The following is a 17,805-nucleotide window of genomic DNA, read 5'->3' as shown; positions in this document are numbered from 1 at the left end:
ATGGGGACAGTCCAACGTAAAGCGGTTGAATTCCGGATAAATTTGGTGGGAGTATGAAATCTGATCCCGCGCCGGAAAAATGGATGCGGGCGGAAAACAGTACCGCAGGGGATACATGATGCGTTTGATGAAGATCGCGGCCGCGGCCGTGCTGGCCATTTCTACCGTAGGCGCAGCCGAGGCCAAGGACTGGACCAAGGTGCTGATCGGCACCGAAGGCGCCTACCCTCCCTTCAACAACCTGACTTCCGACGGACAGCTCGTCGGCTTCGACATCGACATCGCCAAGGCGCTCTGCACCGAGATGAAGGTGGAGTGCGAGTTCGTCGTCCAGGACTGGGACGGCATGATTCCGGCGCTGCAGGCCGGCAAGTTCGATGCCGTGATCGCCTCCATGTCGATCACCGAGGAGCGCCTGCAGAAGGTCGACTTCACCAACAAGTACTACAACACCCCGCCGGCAATCGCCGTGCCGAAGGACAGCACCATCCCGGCCGCCACCAAGGAAGCGCTGGCAGGCAAGCTGCTCGGCGCGCAGTCCTCGACCACCCACTCCAACTACGCCGAGGCCAAGCTCGGCGATGCGGAGCTGAAGCTCTATCCGACGCCGGACGAGTACAAGCTGGATGTGGCCTCCGGCCGTATCGACGCGGTGATCGATGACGTGGTGGTCCTGTCCGAGTGGCTCGCCACCGAGGACGGTGCCTGCTGCAAGCTGCTCGGCACCCTGACGCCGGACCCGGTGATCAACGGCGAAGGCGCCGGCATCGCCATCCGCAAGAACGAGCCCGAGCTCAAGGAACTGTTCAACAAGGCCATCGAGGCGATCCGCGCCAATGGCACCTACGAGCAGATCCAGTCGAAGTACTTCGATTTCGACGTTTATGGCGGCTGACGACCGTTGAACCTCGCGGGGCGGCAGTCACCTGCCGTCCCGCTAAGACCAGCGGTTCCGTCGCATGAATGAAGCCCTGACCCTGATATCGTTCGGCCCGGACGGCTGGGGCGACGAGATCGCGCGCGGCGTTCTCGTTACCGTGTCTCTGGCGCTGGCCTCGCTGCCCTTCGGCCTCGTGCTCGGATTCCTGATCGCGGTGGCGAAGAACTCCGGCGAGCCGTCGCTGCGTGCGGCGGCGAATGTCTACACCACCATCTTTCGCGGCCTGCCCGAGCTGTTGACGCTGTTCCTCGTCTATTACGGCGGGCAGATGCTGCTCAACGAGATCGCCCGCGTTTTCGTCACCGGCGCGACCGTGGACGTGAACTCCTTCATCGCCGGCATGGTGGCGCTGTCGCTGGTGTTCTCGTCCTACGCCTCGGAGGCTTTCCTGTCGGCGTTCCGCGGGATCAAGCAGGGACAATACGAAGGCGGCTATGCCCTCGGCCTCAGCCGCTCCCTGACGATGCGCCTCGTCATCCTGCCCCAGCTGATCCGCCTCGCCCTGCCCGCGCTCGGCAATCTCTGGCTGATCCTGCTGAAGGAGACCGCGCTCGTCTCCGCCATCGGCCTGGATGATCTGCTCCGCTGGGCCGGCATCGCCGCCCGCGTCACCAAGGAGCCGTTTCTGTTCTTCGGCGGCGCCTGCCTGATCTACCTTGTTCTGGCGATCATCTCCTCCGCAGGCCTGACGCGGATCGAGGCCTGGACCAAGCGCGGCGAGGTGCCGCGATGAGCTGGGTCAGCGACCGTACCATCGCCCCGCAGCCGGCTCCGCCGGCCGTGGCACGCGGCTGGACCATGTCCCGCATCGCCGGCCATGTGCTCATGGCCTTGTGGATCCTCGCCGGTGCCAACCTGCTCTACTATCTCGCCAGCAATGTCATGTCGGACTTCTTCCGCGACTACTGGGAGAAGTATCTCGACGGTATCATCATCACACTGCAGCTCGTCGGCCTGTCGATGGTCGCCGGCGCCGCGCTGTCGCTGCCCGTGGCGCTGGCGCGCAACTCGCGCAACCCGCTGCTGTCCGGCCTTGCCTATGCCTATGTCTACTTCTTCCGCGGCACACCGCTGCTCGCCCAGACTTTCCTGATCTACTACGCCGCGGGCAGCTTCCGCCCGTTCTTCAGCGATATCGGACTGTGGTGGTTCTTCCGCGACGCCTGGTACTGCGCGGTCTTCGCCTTCACGCTGAACACCGCCGCCTATCAGGCCGAGATCCTGCGCGGTGCGGTCCAGAACGTCGACAAGGGGCAGTGGGAGGCAGCCGCCGCACTTGGCATTCCGAAGGGCGTGACGTTCCTGAAAGTGATTCTGCCTCAGGCGCTGATCGTGGCCCTGCGTCCCTATGGCAACGAGCTGGTGCTGATGATCAAGGGCTCGGCCATCGTCTCGCTGGTGACCATCTACGACCTGATGGGCGAGACGCGTCGCGCCTATTCCCGGACCTTCGACTTCCAGGCCTATATCTGGGCGGCCGTCCTCTACCTCATCGTCGTCGAAGCGCTGCGCCGGATCTGGGACAAGTTCGAACTGCGCCTGACCCGCCACCTGCGCCGCAGCTGACCGGTTTCTTGCCGCGCAACATCGTAATGCCTGCCCCATTGCGGGGCGGGCATTTCGCGGCTACCGCTTGGCGAAAGATCAGTTCCACCGGAGTTTCCCATGGCCGACACGACCGACCGCCGCCTCTCCCCTGCCTCGCTCCTGGCTCACGGGGGCGGCGGTATCGACCCGCTGACCGGTGCGGTGGTTCCGCCGATCCACACCGCGACCACCTTCGCCCGCGACACCGACTACCGGCTGACCAGCGCCGGCCACATCTATTCGCGCGACGACAGCGATCTCGTGCGCCAGATCGAGAGCCTGGTGGCAACCCTCGAAAACGGTGCGGAGAGCCGCGCCTTCGGCTCCGGCATGGCCGCGATCTCGGCAGTGCTGCGCAGCGTGCGGCCGGGCGGCACCATCGTCGCGCAGTCCGGAATCTACTGGGGCACCACCTCATGGCTGCGCAAGCATTGCGCCCATATGGGAATCGCCCTGATCGAAGTCGATGCGGGCGACACGACGCGCTTTTGCGAGACGCTGGTGGAGACCGGCCCCGATCTGGTCTTCCTCGAAGTGCCGTCCAACCCCTGGCTTACCGTCGCCGATATCGCGCCGATCGCCGAGGCCGCCCATACGCTGAACGCCGTCGTCGCGGTCGACGCGACCGCCGCCACGCCCCTGCTGATGAAGCCGCTGGAGCTTGGCGCCGATCTGGTGCTGCATTCGGCCACCAAGGCGCTGAACGGCCATTCCGATGTGCTCGCGGGCATCGTCACCTGCCGCGATGCACAGACCGACACCTGGCGCTTCATCCGTGAGGAGCGGCATGACGCCGGCGCAGTACTCGGCCCCTTCGAAGCCTATCTGCTGCTGCGGGGCCTGCGCACCCTGTCCCTGCGCATGGAGCGCATGTGCGCCAATGCGCAGGCCGTGGCCGAAATGCTTGAAGCCCACCCTTCGGTGGAAAGCGTGCTTTATCCGGGCCTTGCCAACCACGCCTCGCACACTGTTGCCAGCCGGCAGATGGCGGGCGGCGGCTACCTGATGTCGGTGTTGGTCAAGGGCGGAGCTGCAGAGGCCCTGGCGGTCGCCGGGCGGCTAGACTTGATCAAGCGGGCGACCTCGCTTGGCGGCGTCGAGAGCCTCGTCGAGCATCGTCACACGATCGAGGGTGACGCCACGGGCGTGCCGGTCAACCTGCTGCGCCTGTCCATCGGCATCGAGAGCGCAGACGACCTGATCGCGGATCTTTCCGCCGCCCTTGCCCCGCTCGGCAGCTAGCCGGTCACGGCGTCCTGTCCATCGCGGTGGCTTCGTAGCCAGGCGATGAAGGTCTTGAGCGGCGGGCGCTGTACGCCCGGCCGCGTGACGATGTGATAGCCGTTGCCGCGCTCCTCGTCCTCGAACAGGACACGCAACTGGCCCGAGCGGATCTCCGGCTCGATGAAGGCGCGCGCGGCGGCGGTCACCCCGTCGCCGCGCCGCAGGCTTTCCAGCATCATGTAGCCAGGCATGTGCAGGTTGTTGCTGCGGCTGGGGGCAATGCCCTTCCGGTCCCACCAGTTGGCGCTTTCGTTGGCCCCGAACTCCTGCAGCCAGGGATAGTCGCGCAGCTTGGCGAGATCGGAAAAATCCGCTTCGCCGACCAGCGAGCGCGCCGCCACGACAACGAAGCTCGTCAGCAACAGGGGCTCGGAGTTGAGCCCACGCCACTGCCCCTTGCCGAAGCGGATGGCAAGATCGACGCCGCCGGGCTCGAGCTCTACCACGTCCGCTGTCGGGTTCAGCATCAGCTCGATATCCGGGTGCCGGTGGCGGAAGTCCGAGATGCGGGGCATCAGCCAGCTCACTGCGAAGGTGGGTGTCATGGTCACCTGCAGCGGGCGGGTGCGATCCGCATCGGTCAGTTCCGCTACCGCCCGGTACATCAGGGAGAAGGCCGCCTCGAGATGCCCGGCGAGCGCGCGTCCCTCCTGCGTCAGGACCAGCCCCCGCCCTTCGCGCACCACCAGCTCCGCGCCGAGAAACGCTTCCAGGGCACGCACCTGCTGACTGATGGCCGCGTGACTGACATTCAGCGTTCGTCCTGCTCCTGCGAGCGTCCCGGCCTCCGCGACGGCAGCAAAGGCACGCAGACTGGCGAGCGAAGGCATCCGGCTCCAATCCATATGTAAGCCTCACTTACATTCCAAAGTTTTTCCTGAGTCGCATGAATGTCGGAAAACAGCAATGCTTTCGACAATGGAAGTCCCTTGATGGAGAGCAGACATGCTGGACCAACTTGCAAGAACCTATCTGATCGCGCTGCGCGCCGAGGATCAGGTCCTGCCTCCGCTGGAGGCGCCCCGCCGCATCTGGCGTCCCGTTCGGCGGCGCCCCGCACGGTTGAAGCCCGCCCCGGAGAAAACGTGACATGCAATGCAAGGGCGGCCCACCCCGGTCGCCCTGTCCGCCTGAGTGCAACCACGCCTCTCCGTGACGCTCGGATCCTGACACTCCGCCCCTGACACTGGCACCATGATGCGCTAAAGAGGATGCGACATCATACAATTGCCGTCCCGGCCGGGATGGCTCAGCCAACGAACTCAGGAGGAGGGGCGCAATGGCGAAAGTTGCATTCATCGGTCTCGGCGTGATGGGGTATCCGATGGCCGGTTACCTCAAGTCGCGCGGCGGCCACGACGTCACCGTCTACAACCGTACCGCGGCCAAGGCGGAGAAATGGGCGGCCGAGCACGGCGGGTCCCATGCAGCGACGCCGGCTGCAGCGGCCGAGGGTTGCGACTTCGTCTTCGCCTGCGTCGGCAACGACGACGACCTGCGGTCGGTCACCACCGGGCCCGACGGCGCCTTCCACGGCATGAAGAAGGGCGCAATCTTCATCGACAACACCACCGCCTCGGCGGAAGTCGCGCGCGAGCTCTACGAGGCCGCGAAAGCCAAGGGCTGCGGCTTCCTCGATGCGCCGGTGTCCGGCGGGCAGGCGGGCGCGGAAAACGGTGCACTGACCGTCATGGTCGGCGGCGACGCCGATACATTCGAGGCCGCCCGCACCGCCATCGAGTGCTTCGCCAAGATGGTCGGCCACATGGGCCCGGCCGGCGCCGGCCAGCTCACCAAGATGGTCAACCAGATCTGCATCGCCGGCTTGGTGCAGGGACTGTCCGAGGCCATCCACTTCGCCAAGAAGGCCGACCTCGACGTCGCCAAGGTGATCGAGGTGATCTCGAAGGGCGCGGCCCAGTCCTGGCAGATGGAAAACCGCTGGCAGACGATGCGCGACGACAAGTTCGACTTCGGCTTTGCCGTCGACTGGATGCGCAAGGATCTCGGCATCTGCCTGAAGACCGCCAACGAGACCGGCGCCCGCCTGCCGGTCACCGCGCTGGTCGACCAGTTCTACGCCGAGGTGCAGGCCATGGGCGGCAACCGCTGGGACACGTCCAGCCTGATCGCCCGCCTGCAGAACGCCGGCAAGTAACTGTGCCAACGACCCGGCGGCGCCCTGCCGCCGGGTTTGGCCGGGGTTGCGCCCGCCTACGGACTGCGCCACCCTTCCCCAGCGTTCCAGAGCCGGTACGGCGAACAGGAAGCTGGAGCATCTTGGAAAATGAGCAAGCGCACCAATGCCCGGCGCGATCCCACCGCCCCAGGCGCCCGCGGGATCTCAGGCAGCGACCTTCCCGTCCTGCATACTCCTGGCATGACCTTGCCCGCCGACTGCGGGGTCGTCTTCCTGCATCGGCCGGCGCCACTTGCCCTGCGCCCCTTCTACACCGAAGTCGCCACCTATGAGGAAACGGACGGATTTGCGATCCGCCAGATCGAGACCGCCTCGCTCTCCGCCCCCTTGATCATCAATTTCGGCACGCCTTTCCGCATCCGTCTCGGACATGCGCCCGTAGCCGGAGACGAGCAGCCGAGCTTCATCGCCGGTCTCGATACCGCACGCATCTTCATCGCCTCGAGCGGCCGCTCCGCCTGCCTGCAGGTCAACCTGACGCCGGTCGGCGCACAGCGCCTCCTCGGCATCCCGGCCTCCGAATTCGCCGGCCGGATGGTGCCGCTCGCCGATCTTGCCCATCCGCAGATCTCGGAGCTTCGTCGGCGCCTGGAGGATACCGACGACTGGAATGCCCGGCTCGACTGCGCGGAAAGCTTCCTCGCCGCCCGCTTCGGGGCGGCGGCCGCAGAGCCGACCCTTCCCCTGGTGGATGCCGCCTTCGGCCTCATCGCTTCCGGAGCCGTGCGCCGCATCGACGATCTGGCGACGCGGATCGGCTGGAGCCGCAAGCACCTTGCCGACCGCTTTTCGCGCGCGTTCGGCCTTTCGCCGAAGACAGTTGCCCGCATCGCCCGCTTCAACCGGGCACAGGCCCTGGCCAGAAAGGCCGTGCGGCCCGACTGGGCGGACATCGCCTTTGCCGGCGGCTATGCGGACCAGGCGCACATGATCCGGGAGTTCGAGGACTTCGCGGGGCTCACGCCGCGCGCGTGGTGGTTGAGCCTCGACAAACTCGGCTCCGCGACATGGCCCGACCCGCCGGGCAGGTGACATTTGTTCAATCGTCTGCCGGATACGGCGGCTATCTCTGCCCTCGTTCCGCAACGAGGACAAAGACGACCCATGACCACATCCCCTGCCCCTTGCATCTTCCCGGCCCTTCGCTTCGGCAACGCCCGCCAGATGGTGGAGTGGCTGCAACAGGCCTTCGGCTTCACGGTCCACGCCTGCCATGAGGCGCCTGACGGCACGATCGCCCATGCCGAGCTCGTGCTCGGCAGCTCGATTTTGATGCTGGGACAGGCGCGCGACGACGATTTCGCGCAGATCGTCGGCCAGCCGGACGGTCCGTCCGGCAAGACGCTCTACATCGCGGTCGAGGACATCGATGCGGCCTTCGCCCGCGCCGAGGCGGCGGGCGCCGTCATCGTCGAACCGCTCGTCACCCGCGACTACGGCAGCCGCGAGTTCATCTGCCGGGACCCGGAAGACAATGTCTGGTGCCTGGGTACCTACTGGCCGAAGGTCGGCGAGAGCGGATGACACGGGGCAACCGCTCCGGCCGGCTCACTCGCCGCCGGCTTCCTCGACGATGCCGGCCAGCAGCGCATTGACCTCGGCGATGGCGGCCCGCGATGCCTCGCTTCCCTGTTCGGGGAGCGGGCGATAGCCGACGGAAACCTTGCCGGGTGCGTCGGGCGTTTCGTAGAGGAATACCGAATAGGGACAGAAGGCGACGTTTTCCGGTGCCGCCTCCATCGCCGCGCGCGACAGCCGGGCGGAGCAGAACAGCAACGCTTCCGCGTTCACGAAAACCTGCGTTTCAGAGCCTACATCCGCGGCCGTACGGGCCAACATGTCGCCGACATTGGAGATGTGGTCGATCACCAGACCACGATTGATGATCGCGTTCTCCAGATCGAACCGCACGTCCTCGTAAGACCGCTCCACCTGGCTGATCTGCGGCCCGTCGGCAGCCAGGGCCGGGGTCGCGGACACGGCACATGCCGCCAGGCATGCGGCGGCAAGCCGTCGCCATGCCGGCCCCTGTCTTTGCGAATGCTGTGCCATGTCTCGCCTCCCTTGCTGGCGCGGCCTACTGGTCGTCCCGTTCGGCGCGCGGCTTCTCCGTCTGGACATAGCCGAGCGGCAGCTGGCTTGTCGACTTGATCTGCTCCATCGCGAAGGAGGTGGAGACGTCGGAGATGTCGATCTTGGCGATCAGGCGCTTGTAGAACGCGTCATAGGCCTCGATGTCCGGCACCGCGACCCGCAGCAGGTAATCGACCTGCCCGGCCATCCGGTAGAATTCGATGACTTCCGGGAACTCGGAGATGACGTCGGCGAACTTGCGCAGCCAGTCGTCGTTGTGCCGCGACGTGGTGATCGCCACGAAGGCGGTGACCTTCACGTTGATCTTCTTCGGGTCGAGGATCGCCACCCGGCGCTGGATGACCCCGTCCTCCTCCAGCTTCTGAATGCGGCGCCAGCAGGGCGTTGTGGAAAGTCCGACGCGGCGGCCGATTTCGGCGACCGGAATGGTGCAATCCTCCTGGAGGATCGAAAGGATGCGTCTGTCGATGCGGTCGATCATGGGTTCCTGGCTCGGCGGCTCGAGAGGTTCTCGGATTCATTTTCCAATGAACCGGACTTTGACAACTCTCGTTTTCTTCTACTGGCGGGAGAATGGAGAATATTGGATTTTTCTTCCAATTTCCGTCTCGATTTCGCTTGCCGCGTTTTGTCTCCGGTGTCAACTCCTCCCTTGAAAAGGCCCCTGCAAGGCTTGCGGGAGGTCCCCATTTCTGGAGGCAGACAGATGTTTGCGTTCTCTCGTTTTGCAGCAACCCTGCTGATCGTCGCCACCGCCTTTGCCGCGCCGGCGGCCTTTGCGGCGCCCGCAGTGACGCCCCTCGTCAGCCCGCAATGGCTGGCCGACAATCTGGAGCGCGACGATATCGTCGTCATCGACATCCGCTCGCCCTTCGCCGGCTCGAGCAAGGACGTCTACCTGAAGGGTCACGTTCCGGGCGCCGTCTGGAGCGAGTATCCGGGCTACTGGCGCACCGACCGCGGCGATGTGGTGGGCGTCCTGCCGTCCGTCGAGAAGCTCGAGGCAGCCCTGTCCGAGCTCGGTCTGTCCGAGGACAAGGCGCTTGTGATCGTGCCGGCCGGCGGCAACAGCTCGGAGTTTTCCGCCGCAGCACGCGTCTACTGGACCGTGAAGTATCTCGGCCATGACGCGGTCGCCATCCTCGACGGCGGCCACAAGGCCTGGGTCGCGGGCGGTCATCCGGTCGAGACCGGAAACGTGACGCCTGTTGGCGACATGTTCGTTGCGGAGCCGCGCGCCGACTACCTCGTGCAGACCTCGGATGTTGCAAAGCGCCTCGAGACGTCCGCCGTGCTGATCGACGGCCGCCCGGCCGACCAGTTCGCAGGGCTCGACAAGCACTCCAAGGCAACCCGCTTCGGCCGCATCCCGGACTCCGTCAGCCTCGACCAGGCCGTCTTCTATGACGACGCCAAGGGCCAGCTGAAGCCGCAGGCCGAGATCGCCGCTCTGGTGCCGTCGACGCTCGGCGACAAGTCGGTGGAGATCGTCTCCTACTGCAACACCGGCCACTGGGCTGCGACCAACTGGTTCGTGCTGCACGAGCTGCTCGGCTACAAAAACGTCTCGCTCTACGACGACAGCATGGTGGGCTGGTCGCAGGACGACTCCCTGCCGATGACCTCCGACCGAACGGTGATCGACGAGGTCCGCACCTTCCTGAGCGACCTGTTCGGCTGATCGGCCGCCCGTTTTCCCTCTGGGATACTCCCCGGGGCCTTGCGCCCCGCACCTTCAGCCGGCGTTCGGGTCCTGATCCCGGGCGCCGGCCTTTTTATTGGCAAACCTCAGCCAAGCAGCCGCGCCACCTCGGCGCGGACCACCGGCAGGCAGTCCTCCTCAAACCAGGGATTGCGTTTCAGCCAGGCGTTGTTGCGCCATGAGGGATGCGGCAAGGCGATCGCGGCAACGCCCTCGGCCCGCGTCTCCTCCAGGATCTCGCGCCACGCGGCGACCGTCTCGCGCACGGAGCCGCGGCGATGCTCGCCAAGGTGATAGGCCTGTGCGTAGGAGCCTATGACCAGCTTCAGCTCAAGCTGCGGCATCGCGGCAAAGATGCGGTCATGCCAGAGCCGCCGGCACTCGCGGCGCGGCGGCAGGTCGCCTCCCTTGTCGTCGAGACCGGGAAAACAGAAGCCCATCGGCACGATGGCAAGCTTGGCCGGATCGTAGAAGACCTCCTCGCCGATTCCCATCCACTCGCGCAGCCGGTCGCCGCTCGGATCGGTGAAAGGGCGGCCGCTGGCATGGACACGCGTGCCCGGTGCCTGGCCGCAGATGGCGATGCGCGCCGTTGCCGACAGGACGCAGACGGGCCTCGGCTCATGCGGCAGCGGCCGCCCGGCGGGTGCGGTGATGCAGGTCCTGCAGGCGCCGATCTCCTGCGCCAGCGTGCCAAGTCCCCTTCCGCTTCTTGCCGTCATTCGCTCTCCTTGCCGCCCCGGTCCCGCCTCTGACGCCCATCCAGGTTCGTGACGTTTGGTTAACCACGTCCTTGAGGCGGATATTAAGGGTTGGTCACCACACTGGACCTGTTTCGATCCAACCGGGCAAGTCCCCGGCAACCAGGTGCCTGAGTTACATGGCCGCGCAGGAAACAACCAGCAGCGAGGCGAAAACGGCCCTCAACAGCGAGCGCGCCCGGCGGCGGCGCGACGTGGCGAAGACCGTGCGCAATGTTCGCGAGCGGCTGTCGACGGGCGACGGCATCGCGCCGAACTTCGAATACGAGCTGCTGCTCACCTTTGCCAAGAACCGCTTAAGCGCATCGCTCGCGCTTCCGCTTTTCGCGCTCATCGTCGGCAGCATCTCGCTGCTGTGGATGCGCATCGACATCGTCGTGGGCTGGATGATCTTCACGATCATCGCCCACACGCTGCTGCTCATGGCCTGCCGCCGCTTCGAACGCGAGACGCCGGCCGATGCCGACCTGCCCCGCTGGCGCCGCCAGATGATCATCGGCGACCTGCTTTACGGCCTGTCCTGGGCGGGCTTCTTCCTGCTGCAGTCGACGGCGCCCGGCCATGACGGCTCGGAGATCTTCCAGTTCGCGACGATGCTGATAGTCATCGCCATGCTGACCATGCTGTCGGCCAGCCTGCCGAGGGCCCTGCTCGCCGGCACGCTGCCGATCACCCTGGCGATCGTCGTCTCGTTCCTGAACCAGCAGACCGCGATCCACTACGCGATGATGGCCATGGCCATCGGCGCGCAGGGTTTCTTCCTGATGCTCGGCAACCAGTTGCATGTCTCGACCGTGACGATGCTGGCCTTCCGCGCGGAAAAGGACCACCTGATCTCCGAGCTGGAACAGGCGAACGCCATTTCCGACGAGGCGCGCCGGCGCGCGGAGGAAGCCAACCTGGCCAAGTCGCGCTTCCTGGCGACCATGAGCCACGAGCTGCGCACGCCACTCAACGCCATCCTCGGCTTCTCCGAGGTGATGAAGAACCAGCTTCTCGGCCCGTTGGAGAACGACACCTATCGTGGATATGCGGCCGACATCCACAATTCCGGCCAGCATCTGCTGAACCTGATCAACGAGATTCTCGACCTCTCGCGCATCGAGGCGGGCCGCTACGAGCTCAGCGAGGAAGCCGTGCCGCTGGCCGAGCTTCTCGAAGACTGCAAGCACATGATGGCGATCCGCGCGCGCAAGAAGAGCATCACCATCACCGAAGCCTACGAGGTCGATCTGCCGAAACTGTGGGTCGACGAACGCGCCATTCGCCAGGTGGTCCTGAACCTGATGTCGAACGCGGTGAAGTTCACCCCCTCGGGCGGTGAGGTATATGTCAAGGCCGGCTGGACCGCTGGCGGCGGCCAATACATCTCCATCCGCGACAACGGTCCGGGCATTCCGGAAGACGAAATTCCGATCGTGATGCAGGCCTTCGGCCAGGGCGCCATTGCCATCAAGAGCGCCGAGGAAGGCACCGGCCTCGGCCTGCCCATCGTCCAGGCGCTGGTGCAGATGCATGGCGGCAAGTTCGAACTGCGGTCCAAGCTGCGCGAGGGCACCGAGGCGATCGTCACCTTCCCGGCCTCGCGCGTGCTGGAAGCCATGCCGGCCCTGGCAGAGACCCCGGGCACGGGCGTCGATGCCCGCCGCAGCGCCGCCCGGCGAATGATCGTGCGCAAGGCCTCCTGAGGCGACGGTACGTTCCGCCGCCTCCAAGCCGCCTTCGTTAGTCGTCCGTCGTCAGCCCCAGAAACTGCGCCACGATCCCGACGATCTCCTCGTGCACCTTCGCGCGGTCTGTGCCCTGCGGGTCATCGCAGATCGGATCGTCCTGCCACTTCCGCAGCAGCTCCGCCCCGCCTTCCTTGCACAAGCCGAGGAAGGTGAAATGGTGTGCCGGCGCGACCGCCACATGGCGCGCGCCGGGCACGCGGGCGGCAAGACCGCTCCCGCTTTCCCCGACATCCACCGCCTCCCAGAGATCCGTTTCGCCCAGATTGAGGAAGAGCACCGGAGCCCGAACCCCGGCAAGACTCCCTTCCACTACCGCCTGGGTGAAGCCCGGATCGACGGACACCACGGCCGAGACGCGCAGGTCCCGCATGTCGGCCGAGAACGCCTCGGGCAGCGCATCCAGCCGCACCCCGCCCTTTGCCAGGAAGTCGCAGCCCGGCGCAGTCTCTCCCGCATCCCGGCAGTAGTCGGCAAAGGCCTCGCGGTCGAAACGCAGGCCCGCAAGTCCCAGCACCGTGGTACCGCCGAGCGAGAAGCCAAGCGCGGAAATACGCTCGCGGTCGATATGCGGCGCGAACTGCGGATCGCCGAGCACGGCCTCCAGAGCCGCTCCCAGATCGGCGGCGCGGGGGGCAAGCCGCATCGTGCGGCGCGGCGAGGAGTCTCCCGACGTGGTGCCGGGGTGGTTCACCGCAAGCACGATGGCCCCGCGCGCGGCAAGGCGCGAGGACAGCCACACCACCCCCTCCATCGCGCCGCCGGAGCCATGCGACAGCAGGATCAGCGGATGGCGCCCTTCGGCGACCGCCGCGCCGACCATTGCCGGTTCGCCCTCGAACAGGACACTGTCGCCGATGACGTTTCGATATGTCGCCCGGCCCGCCGGATACCAGAGCGAGGCGGCAATCGGCTGCGCCCGGTGGCGGGCCGGGACGTCCATCCGGTCATAGCCGGGGATCGCCAGCGTTTCGGCACGCGCAGCGACGAGAGGCGTCAGGGCCAGGGCGGACAGGAGGGCGGCAAGTGCAAGGCGTTTCATCGCGGGATCTCCTTGGGTGGCGACGGGATTTCGATGCCTCCCAAAACCCCGCGCTTGCGTCCTGAAACCGGATCGAGGACGACTGCAACCGGATCCTGTACCTGGGATGCGTCGACCCCGTGCCCGATGCGATTCACCGAGGCCCCTGATGCTCGTCTTGCCGATCCCGCTTGCGGTCGCTCTCGTGCTGGCTTTCCTGGCCTGCCGCTTCGTCCTGCTGCGGGACGGCCCCTCGCTCTTTCCGGTGCTGCTCGGGGCGGCCGCGATGCAGGGCACCCTCATCTCGCTGGTCCAGCACTACGGCCTTGCCGCGCTGCAGCCGGTGCTGCCGGTCACCGCCTCTCTGGTGCCTCCGCTCGCCTATCTCGCCTTCCGGCAGGCGGCGATCCGCGCACCCGCACTGCCCGGCGCCCTGCCTCACGCGGTGGCACCCCTTGCCACGGCCATTGCCGTGCCGCTCGGCCAGGGTTCGCTGCACTGGCTGCCCGACGTTGCTCTCGTCGCATTGTATTCCGGCTACGGCGCCGCGATCCTGTTTCAGGCGCGGGGCCGAGAGGACCTGCCGCTTGCGCGGCTCGAGGCCGGCCATCTTCCCCGGCGCATCTGGCAGGTGGTCGGCGCCTCGCTCCTACTGTCGGCGGTCAGCGATACGGCCATTGCCGTTGCGCTGATGTCCGGCGAGGCGTGGCTGCGCCCGCTGCTGGTCAGCCTCACCTCGTCGTTGGCGCTTCTGGCCGTAGGCCTGCTAGGCCTCGTTGCAGCGCGCCCTGGAGCGATGGGAGAAGACGACGAAAAGACCGACACCGGAGAGCCCGCGTCCCAGGAAGGCGAAGCCGGAGCCGAGGTGAACAGCGAGGCCGACAGGGCGCTGATGGCGCGTCTCGACGCGCTGCTCGACCAGGGCGGCGCATGCCTCGACCCGGACCTGACGCTCGCGCGCCTTGCCCGGCGCCTGCACGTTCCGATGAAACAGCTCTCGGCGGCGATCAACCGCATGCACGGCGAAAATGTCTCACGCCACGTCAACGGCTACCGCATCCGCCACGCCTGCAAGCTGCTCTCCGAAGGACACAGCGTTACCGCTGCGATGTTGGCCAGCGGCTTCAACACCAAGTCCAACTTCAACCGCGAATTCCTGCGCGTGACCGGCGAAACGCCGAGCGCGGTCCGGGCGAGACTTTCTGGCGCCGAGGCGAGAGAGACCTAGCTCTCGCCCTTCCCCGACACGCCGGCATCGGAGAACGTTGCCATGCCGTCATGCACCTGCGCGGCGGCACGCACGATTCCGGCCGCGAGCGCTGCGCCCGTCCCCTCGCCGAGCCGCATGCCCAGATCGAGCAGCGGCTCCTTACCGAGCTTTTCCAGCGCCATGCGATGCGCCGGCTCGGCGGACACATGGGCGAACAGGCAATGATCGAGGGCGCGCGGATCCATCGCATGCAGCACGGCGACAGCGGCGGTCGCAACGAAGCCGTCGACGATCACCGGAGTGCGCTGCAGGCGCGCGGCCAGCACGGCGCCGGCCATGGCGGCAAGCTCGCGCCCACCGACGCGGCGCAGCACCTCCAGCGGATCGCTCGTCCCCTCGATCCGGGCAACGGCCTGCTCGACGGCGGCGCGCTTGCGGGCCATGCCCTCGGCATCGACGCCGGTTCCCGGACCCACCCAGTCGCCCGGCGTGCCGCCGAACAGGCCGGCCAGCAGAGCGGAGGCGACAGTGGTATTGGCAATGCCCATCTCACCGATGCACAACAGGTCGGTGCCGCCGGCGACCGCCTCCATGCCGAAAGCCATGGTCGCGGCACAATTCGCCTCGTCGAAGGCATCTTCCTCGGTGATATCCGGCGTCGGCATGTCCAGCGCCAGGTCGAAGATCTTCAGGCCGAGATCATGGGCGATACAGATCTGGTTGATCGCCGCGCCGCCGGCTGCGAAATTCTCCACCATCTGCCGGGTGACGCTGGCGGGAAACGCCGAGACGCCCTTGTCGGCAACGCCATGATTCGCCGCGAAGATCGCGACGACCGGCCGGCTGACCTTGGGACGGCCACGGCCGCTCCAGCCGGCCAGCCACTCGGCGAGGTCTTCCAGCTTGCCGAGCGAACCGGCAGGCTTGGTCAGCTGCGCGTCGCGCGCGCGCACCTCCGCCACCGCCTCCTCGTCGGGCCCAGGCATCTGGCGGACCAGGTTGCGGATATCGTCGAAGGGAAGCGCGGACGGCGAAAGGGACATGGGCTGGAAACTCCGGCTGGTATCGGCAGTCCGCACGATCTTGGCGGCGGGCGGGCGCCGATCTATAAACCGGCGGGCGCAGGCTCGCAAAGTCGGATGAGTGAAAAATGAAGCCTGAGGCCGAAGTCCCCCGCGACAGGATCGCGCATCGCGTGCTGCGCTCCGCCGCCGACCTTGCGGCCTGCCTGCGGTTCTTCTCCCGCGTGCCCGTTCCGGTGGTCAACCGGCTGGACGATCCGTCGCAGCTTCCCGCCTTCTCTCGCGCTGCCTGGCTGGTGCCGGTTGCTGGCGCCCTGCTCGCCCTGCCGCCTGCCCTGCTGCTGGTGCTCTCAGGCCTTACGGACCTGCCGCCGCTCGCCGCATCGCTCCTTGCCGTCGCCCTTGCCATGATGCTGACCGGCGCTCTGCACGAGGACGGGCTCGCCGATGTCGCAGACGGGTTTTTCGGTGCAAGCCGGCGCGAGCGGCGGCTGGAGATCATGAAGGACAGCCGCATCGGCGCCTTCGGCACGCTGGCTCTCATCGTTGGCGTCGGCCTGCGGGTCGTGCTTCTCGCAGCGCTGACCGAGCGTGTCGGTGCCACTTCGGCAGCGCTCCTGCTGGTCCTCGCCGAGGCCGCCTCGCGCGCCGCCATGGTCGGCGTGTGGACCTCGCTTGCCCCTGCCCGGCCCGACGGTCTGGCGGCCGCCAGCGGACAACCTTCCTCGCGCGCAGCAGCACTGGCCCTTTTCCTCGGCCTTGCCGCCGCGCTTGCCGGTCTTGCCCTTCTCCCCGCTACGGCGGTCTTTGCCGCGCTGTTTCTTGCCGCAGCGGCAGCTATCGGCACCGCGCTCCTGGCGCGCGCGCGCATCGGGGGCCACACGGGAGATGTGCTCGGTGCGACACAGCAGGTCGCCCTTGTCGGCCTGCTTGTCGGCTTCTGCCTTGCACGATGACTGCATCCCGGCGCATTTGCTGATAAGAAGACTATCGGCTTTCGGCAGGCGCTGCCGGCCCGTTCCGAGTATGAGGTCTGCAGGGTGACAAGCTCAACTTCCCGTAACGGCAAGATCGTTTCCGCCTCTCCGGCGGTGGTCGTCATGCTTGTCGCTGCGCTCGTGCTTGCCGCCTGCGCCGGACGCCCCGGCCCGGGCAGCCTGATCGAGACACAGGCCATCGCCCCCGGCGCAACCGCCCACGAAATCCTGATCGCCACCACCCGCAAGCGCGACACGACACGCGGCAGCCTGTTCAGCGGCGAACGCGGCGCCGGCCTCGACCATGCCGTTGCCACTGTCTCGGTTCCGCCCGAACACAAACCGGGCTCGATCGAATGGCCGTCCATCCCGCCAGGCGACCCGGCCAAGGACTTCACACTGCGCTCGGCCTCCTATCTCGACGACAAGGGCTTCAGCGCCGAGTTGGAACGCCAGCTGGCGAAGCGTCCGAAGGGCAAGCGCGAGGTGTTCCTCTTCGTCCACGGCTACAACACGCGCTTTCCCGAAGCGCTGTACCGGATGACTCAGCTGAAGCACGACAGCAACATGCCGAGCGTGGCGGTGCTGTTCACCTGGGCGTCCAGCGGCGATGTCACCGGCTATCTCTATGACACCAACAGCGCCACGATCGCGCGGGACTCGCTCGAGCGCACCTTGCGCGCACTGGCCGCCTCCAGCGCCGACCGGGTCAACGTGCTGGCCCACTCGATGGGCAACTGGGTGCTGACGGAGACGATCCGCCAGATCCGCATTTCCGGAAAACCGCTGCCCGCGCACAAGATCGGCCTGATTGCGATGGCTGCACCGGATGTGGATGTCGATGTGTTCAAGGCGCAGCTGCGCCGCACCGGCAAGCCGGAGCGGCCCTATGTCATCCTTATATCCCGCGATGACCGGGCCTTGCAGGCCTCCAGCCTGCTTGCCGGCGGCGAGCGGCTCGGCGCCTATGGCGACGAGGAGGAACTGGCAAGGCTCGGTGCCGTCGTCGTCGACCTTACCGACGTAAAGGGGGACGATGCCGCCAATCACGGCAAGTTCGCCCAGCTTGCCCAGGTGGCGCCGGAACTCGGCCAGGCGCTGCAGTCCCTGGAGCTGCGACAGCAGTCCGGACCGACGGAGACGACCGTGGACGTGGTCGGCAACACGGCCAAGGCGGCAGTCACCTTCCCGCTCAAGATCCTTGCCGCACCGATCACGATCTTGTCCGGGCGCTGAAATCCCCCACATGGGATAGGGATCACACCGCAACGACAGGA

The 17,805-nt window shown here is 66.6% G+C and carries 19 protein-coding genes; 13 read left to right on the top strand and 6 right to left on the bottom strand.

The window, feature by feature from the left end; all coding sequences use genetic code 11:
* Nucleotides 1-118 precede the first annotated feature (118 nt).
* The 4 genes from H7H34_RS09395 to H7H34_RS09380 all read left to right on the top strand — a co-directional run bounded on the left by H7H34_RS09395 (nucleotide 119) and on the right by H7H34_RS09380 (nucleotide 3,769).
* The gene (locus H7H34_RS09395) at nucleotides 119-895 is read left to right on the top strand and encodes an ABC transporter substrate-binding protein (protein WP_120268393.1); all 777 of its coding nucleotides are present in this window, start codon (nucleotides 119-121) and stop codon (nucleotides 893-895) included.
* 64 nt (nucleotides 896-959) lie between these two features.
* Nucleotides 960-1,673, top strand: a complete 714-nt coding sequence (locus H7H34_RS09390; RefSeq protein ID WP_120268123.1) for an ABC transporter permease — start codon at nucleotides 960-962, stop codon at nucleotides 1,671-1,673.
* A complete protein-coding gene (locus H7H34_RS09385) occupies nucleotides 1,670-2,506 on the top strand; it encodes an ABC transporter permease (RefSeq protein WP_185925039.1) in 837 nt (278 codons plus the stop codon). Before H7H34_RS09390 ends, H7H34_RS09385 begins: the two co-directional genes overlap by 4 nt.
* Nucleotides 2,507-2,605: 99 nt before the next feature.
* A complete protein-coding gene (locus tag H7H34_RS09380; RefSeq protein WP_185925038.1) occupies nucleotides 2,606-3,769 on the top strand; it encodes a trans-sulfuration enzyme family protein in 1,164 nt (387 codons plus the stop codon).
* On the opposite strand, the gene H7H34_RS09375 is transcribed toward H7H34_RS09380, so the two are convergent.
* Nucleotides 3,766-4,656: a LysR substrate-binding domain-containing protein gene (locus H7H34_RS09375; protein WP_185925037.1), complete on the bottom strand. Its 891-nt coding sequence runs from the start codon at nucleotides 4,654-4,656 to the stop codon at nucleotides 3,766-3,768. The two genes, H7H34_RS09380 and H7H34_RS09375, sit on opposite strands and share 4 nt — an antisense overlap.
* 100 nt (nucleotides 4,657-4,756) lie before the next feature.
* Here H7H34_RS09375 and H7H34_RS09370 point away from each other — a divergent pair, with 100 nt between their 5' ends.
* From H7H34_RS09370 to H7H34_RS09355, 4 genes are all read left to right on the top strand, one after another.
* The gene (locus tag H7H34_RS09370) at nucleotides 4,757-4,900 is read left to right on the top strand and encodes a hypothetical protein (protein ID WP_185925036.1); all 144 of its coding nucleotides are present in this window, start codon (nucleotides 4,757-4,759) and stop codon (nucleotides 4,898-4,900) included.
* A gap of 190 nt (nucleotides 4,901-5,090) precedes the next feature.
* A complete protein-coding gene (locus H7H34_RS09365) occupies nucleotides 5,091-5,969 on the top strand; it encodes an NAD(P)-dependent oxidoreductase (RefSeq protein WP_185925035.1) in 879 nt (292 codons plus the stop codon).
* 129 nt (nucleotides 5,970-6,098) lie between these two features.
* Nucleotides 6,099-7,043: a helix-turn-helix domain-containing protein gene (locus H7H34_RS09360; RefSeq protein ID WP_185925034.1), complete on the top strand. Its 945-nt coding sequence runs from the start codon at nucleotides 6,099-6,101 to the stop codon at nucleotides 7,041-7,043.
* 72 nt (nucleotides 7,044-7,115) lie between these two features.
* A complete protein-coding gene (locus H7H34_RS09355; protein ID WP_185925033.1) occupies nucleotides 7,116-7,535 on the top strand; it encodes a VOC family protein in 420 nt (139 codons plus the stop codon).
* A 24-nt stretch (nucleotides 7,536-7,559) separates the two neighbouring features.
* Here the strand turns inward: H7H34_RS09355 and H7H34_RS09350 are convergent, their stop codons facing one another.
* Entirely contained in the window at nucleotides 7,560-8,063 is a 504-nt protein-coding gene (locus H7H34_RS09350) for a DUF302 domain-containing protein (RefSeq protein WP_185925032.1), read from the bottom strand.
* A gap of 25 nt (nucleotides 8,064-8,088) precedes the next feature.
* Complete coding sequence (locus H7H34_RS09345; RefSeq protein ID WP_185926488.1) at nucleotides 8,089-8,583, bottom strand: Lrp/AsnC family transcriptional regulator; 495 nt, start codon at nucleotides 8,581-8,583, stop codon at nucleotides 8,089-8,091.
* A gap of 228 nt (nucleotides 8,584-8,811) precedes the next feature.
* Here H7H34_RS09345 and H7H34_RS09340 point away from each other — a divergent pair, with 228 nt between their 5' ends.
* Nucleotides 8,812-9,786, top strand: coding sequence for a sulfurtransferase (locus tag H7H34_RS09340; RefSeq protein WP_185925031.1), 975 nt, complete (start codon nucleotides 8,812-8,814; stop codon nucleotides 9,784-9,786).
* Nucleotides 9,787-9,893: 107 nt separating this feature from the next.
* Here H7H34_RS09340 and H7H34_RS09335 read toward each other — a convergent pair whose 3' ends face one another.
* Nucleotides 9,894-10,529 (bottom strand): uracil-DNA glycosylase family protein, encoded by a 636-nt coding sequence (locus H7H34_RS09335; RefSeq protein ID WP_185925030.1) that lies wholly within the window; start codon nucleotides 10,527-10,529, stop codon nucleotides 9,894-9,896.
* A 158-nt stretch (nucleotides 10,530-10,687) separates the two neighbouring features.
* On the opposite strand from H7H34_RS09335, the gene H7H34_RS09330 reads away from it, so the two are divergent.
* Nucleotides 10,688-12,256: a sensor histidine kinase gene (locus H7H34_RS09330; protein WP_120268134.1), complete on the top strand. Its 1,569-nt coding sequence runs from the start codon at nucleotides 10,688-10,690 to the stop codon at nucleotides 12,254-12,256.
* 37 nt (nucleotides 12,257-12,293) lie between these two features.
* Here the strand turns inward: H7H34_RS09330 and H7H34_RS09325 are convergent, their stop codons facing one another.
* Nucleotides 12,294-13,340: an alpha/beta hydrolase family protein gene (locus H7H34_RS09325; RefSeq protein ID WP_185925029.1), complete on the bottom strand. Its 1,047-nt coding sequence runs from the start codon at nucleotides 13,338-13,340 to the stop codon at nucleotides 12,294-12,296.
* 148 nt (nucleotides 13,341-13,488) lie between these two features.
* On the opposite strand from H7H34_RS09325, the gene H7H34_RS09320 reads away from it, so the two are divergent.
* Nucleotides 13,489-14,547 (top strand): helix-turn-helix domain-containing protein, encoded by a 1,059-nt coding sequence (locus H7H34_RS09320; protein WP_185925028.1) that lies wholly within the window; start codon nucleotides 13,489-13,491, stop codon nucleotides 14,545-14,547.
* On the opposite strand, the gene cobT is transcribed toward H7H34_RS09320, so the two are convergent.
* Entirely contained in the window at nucleotides 14,544-15,572 is a 1,029-nt protein-coding gene (gene cobT, locus H7H34_RS09315) for a nicotinate-nucleotide--dimethylbenzimidazole phosphoribosyltransferase (RefSeq protein WP_120268136.1), read from the bottom strand. The two genes, H7H34_RS09320 and cobT, sit on opposite strands and share 4 nt — an antisense overlap.
* A 107-nt stretch (nucleotides 15,573-15,679) precedes the next feature.
* Between cobT and cobS the strand changes: the two genes are divergently transcribed.
* Both cobS and H7H34_RS09305 read left to right on the top strand, forming a co-directional pair.
* Entirely contained in the window at nucleotides 15,680-16,507 is an 828-nt protein-coding gene (gene cobS, locus H7H34_RS09310; RefSeq protein ID WP_185925027.1) for an adenosylcobinamide-GDP ribazoletransferase, read from the top strand.
* A gap of 84 nt (nucleotides 16,508-16,591) precedes the next feature.
* The gene (locus H7H34_RS09305) at nucleotides 16,592-17,764 is read left to right on the top strand and encodes an alpha/beta hydrolase (protein WP_208996651.1); all 1,173 of its coding nucleotides are present in this window, start codon (nucleotides 16,592-16,594) and stop codon (nucleotides 17,762-17,764) included.
* Nucleotides 17,765-17,805 lie beyond the last annotated feature (41 nt).

Origin of the sequence: Stappia sp. 28M-7 (assembly GCF_014252955.1) — a bacterium.
Taxonomy (GTDB): Bacteria; Pseudomonadota; Alphaproteobacteria; order Rhizobiales; family Stappiaceae; genus Stappia.
Note: the sequence above shows the minus strand (reverse complement) of the source record. Positions and strands in the feature narration are given on the sequence as shown.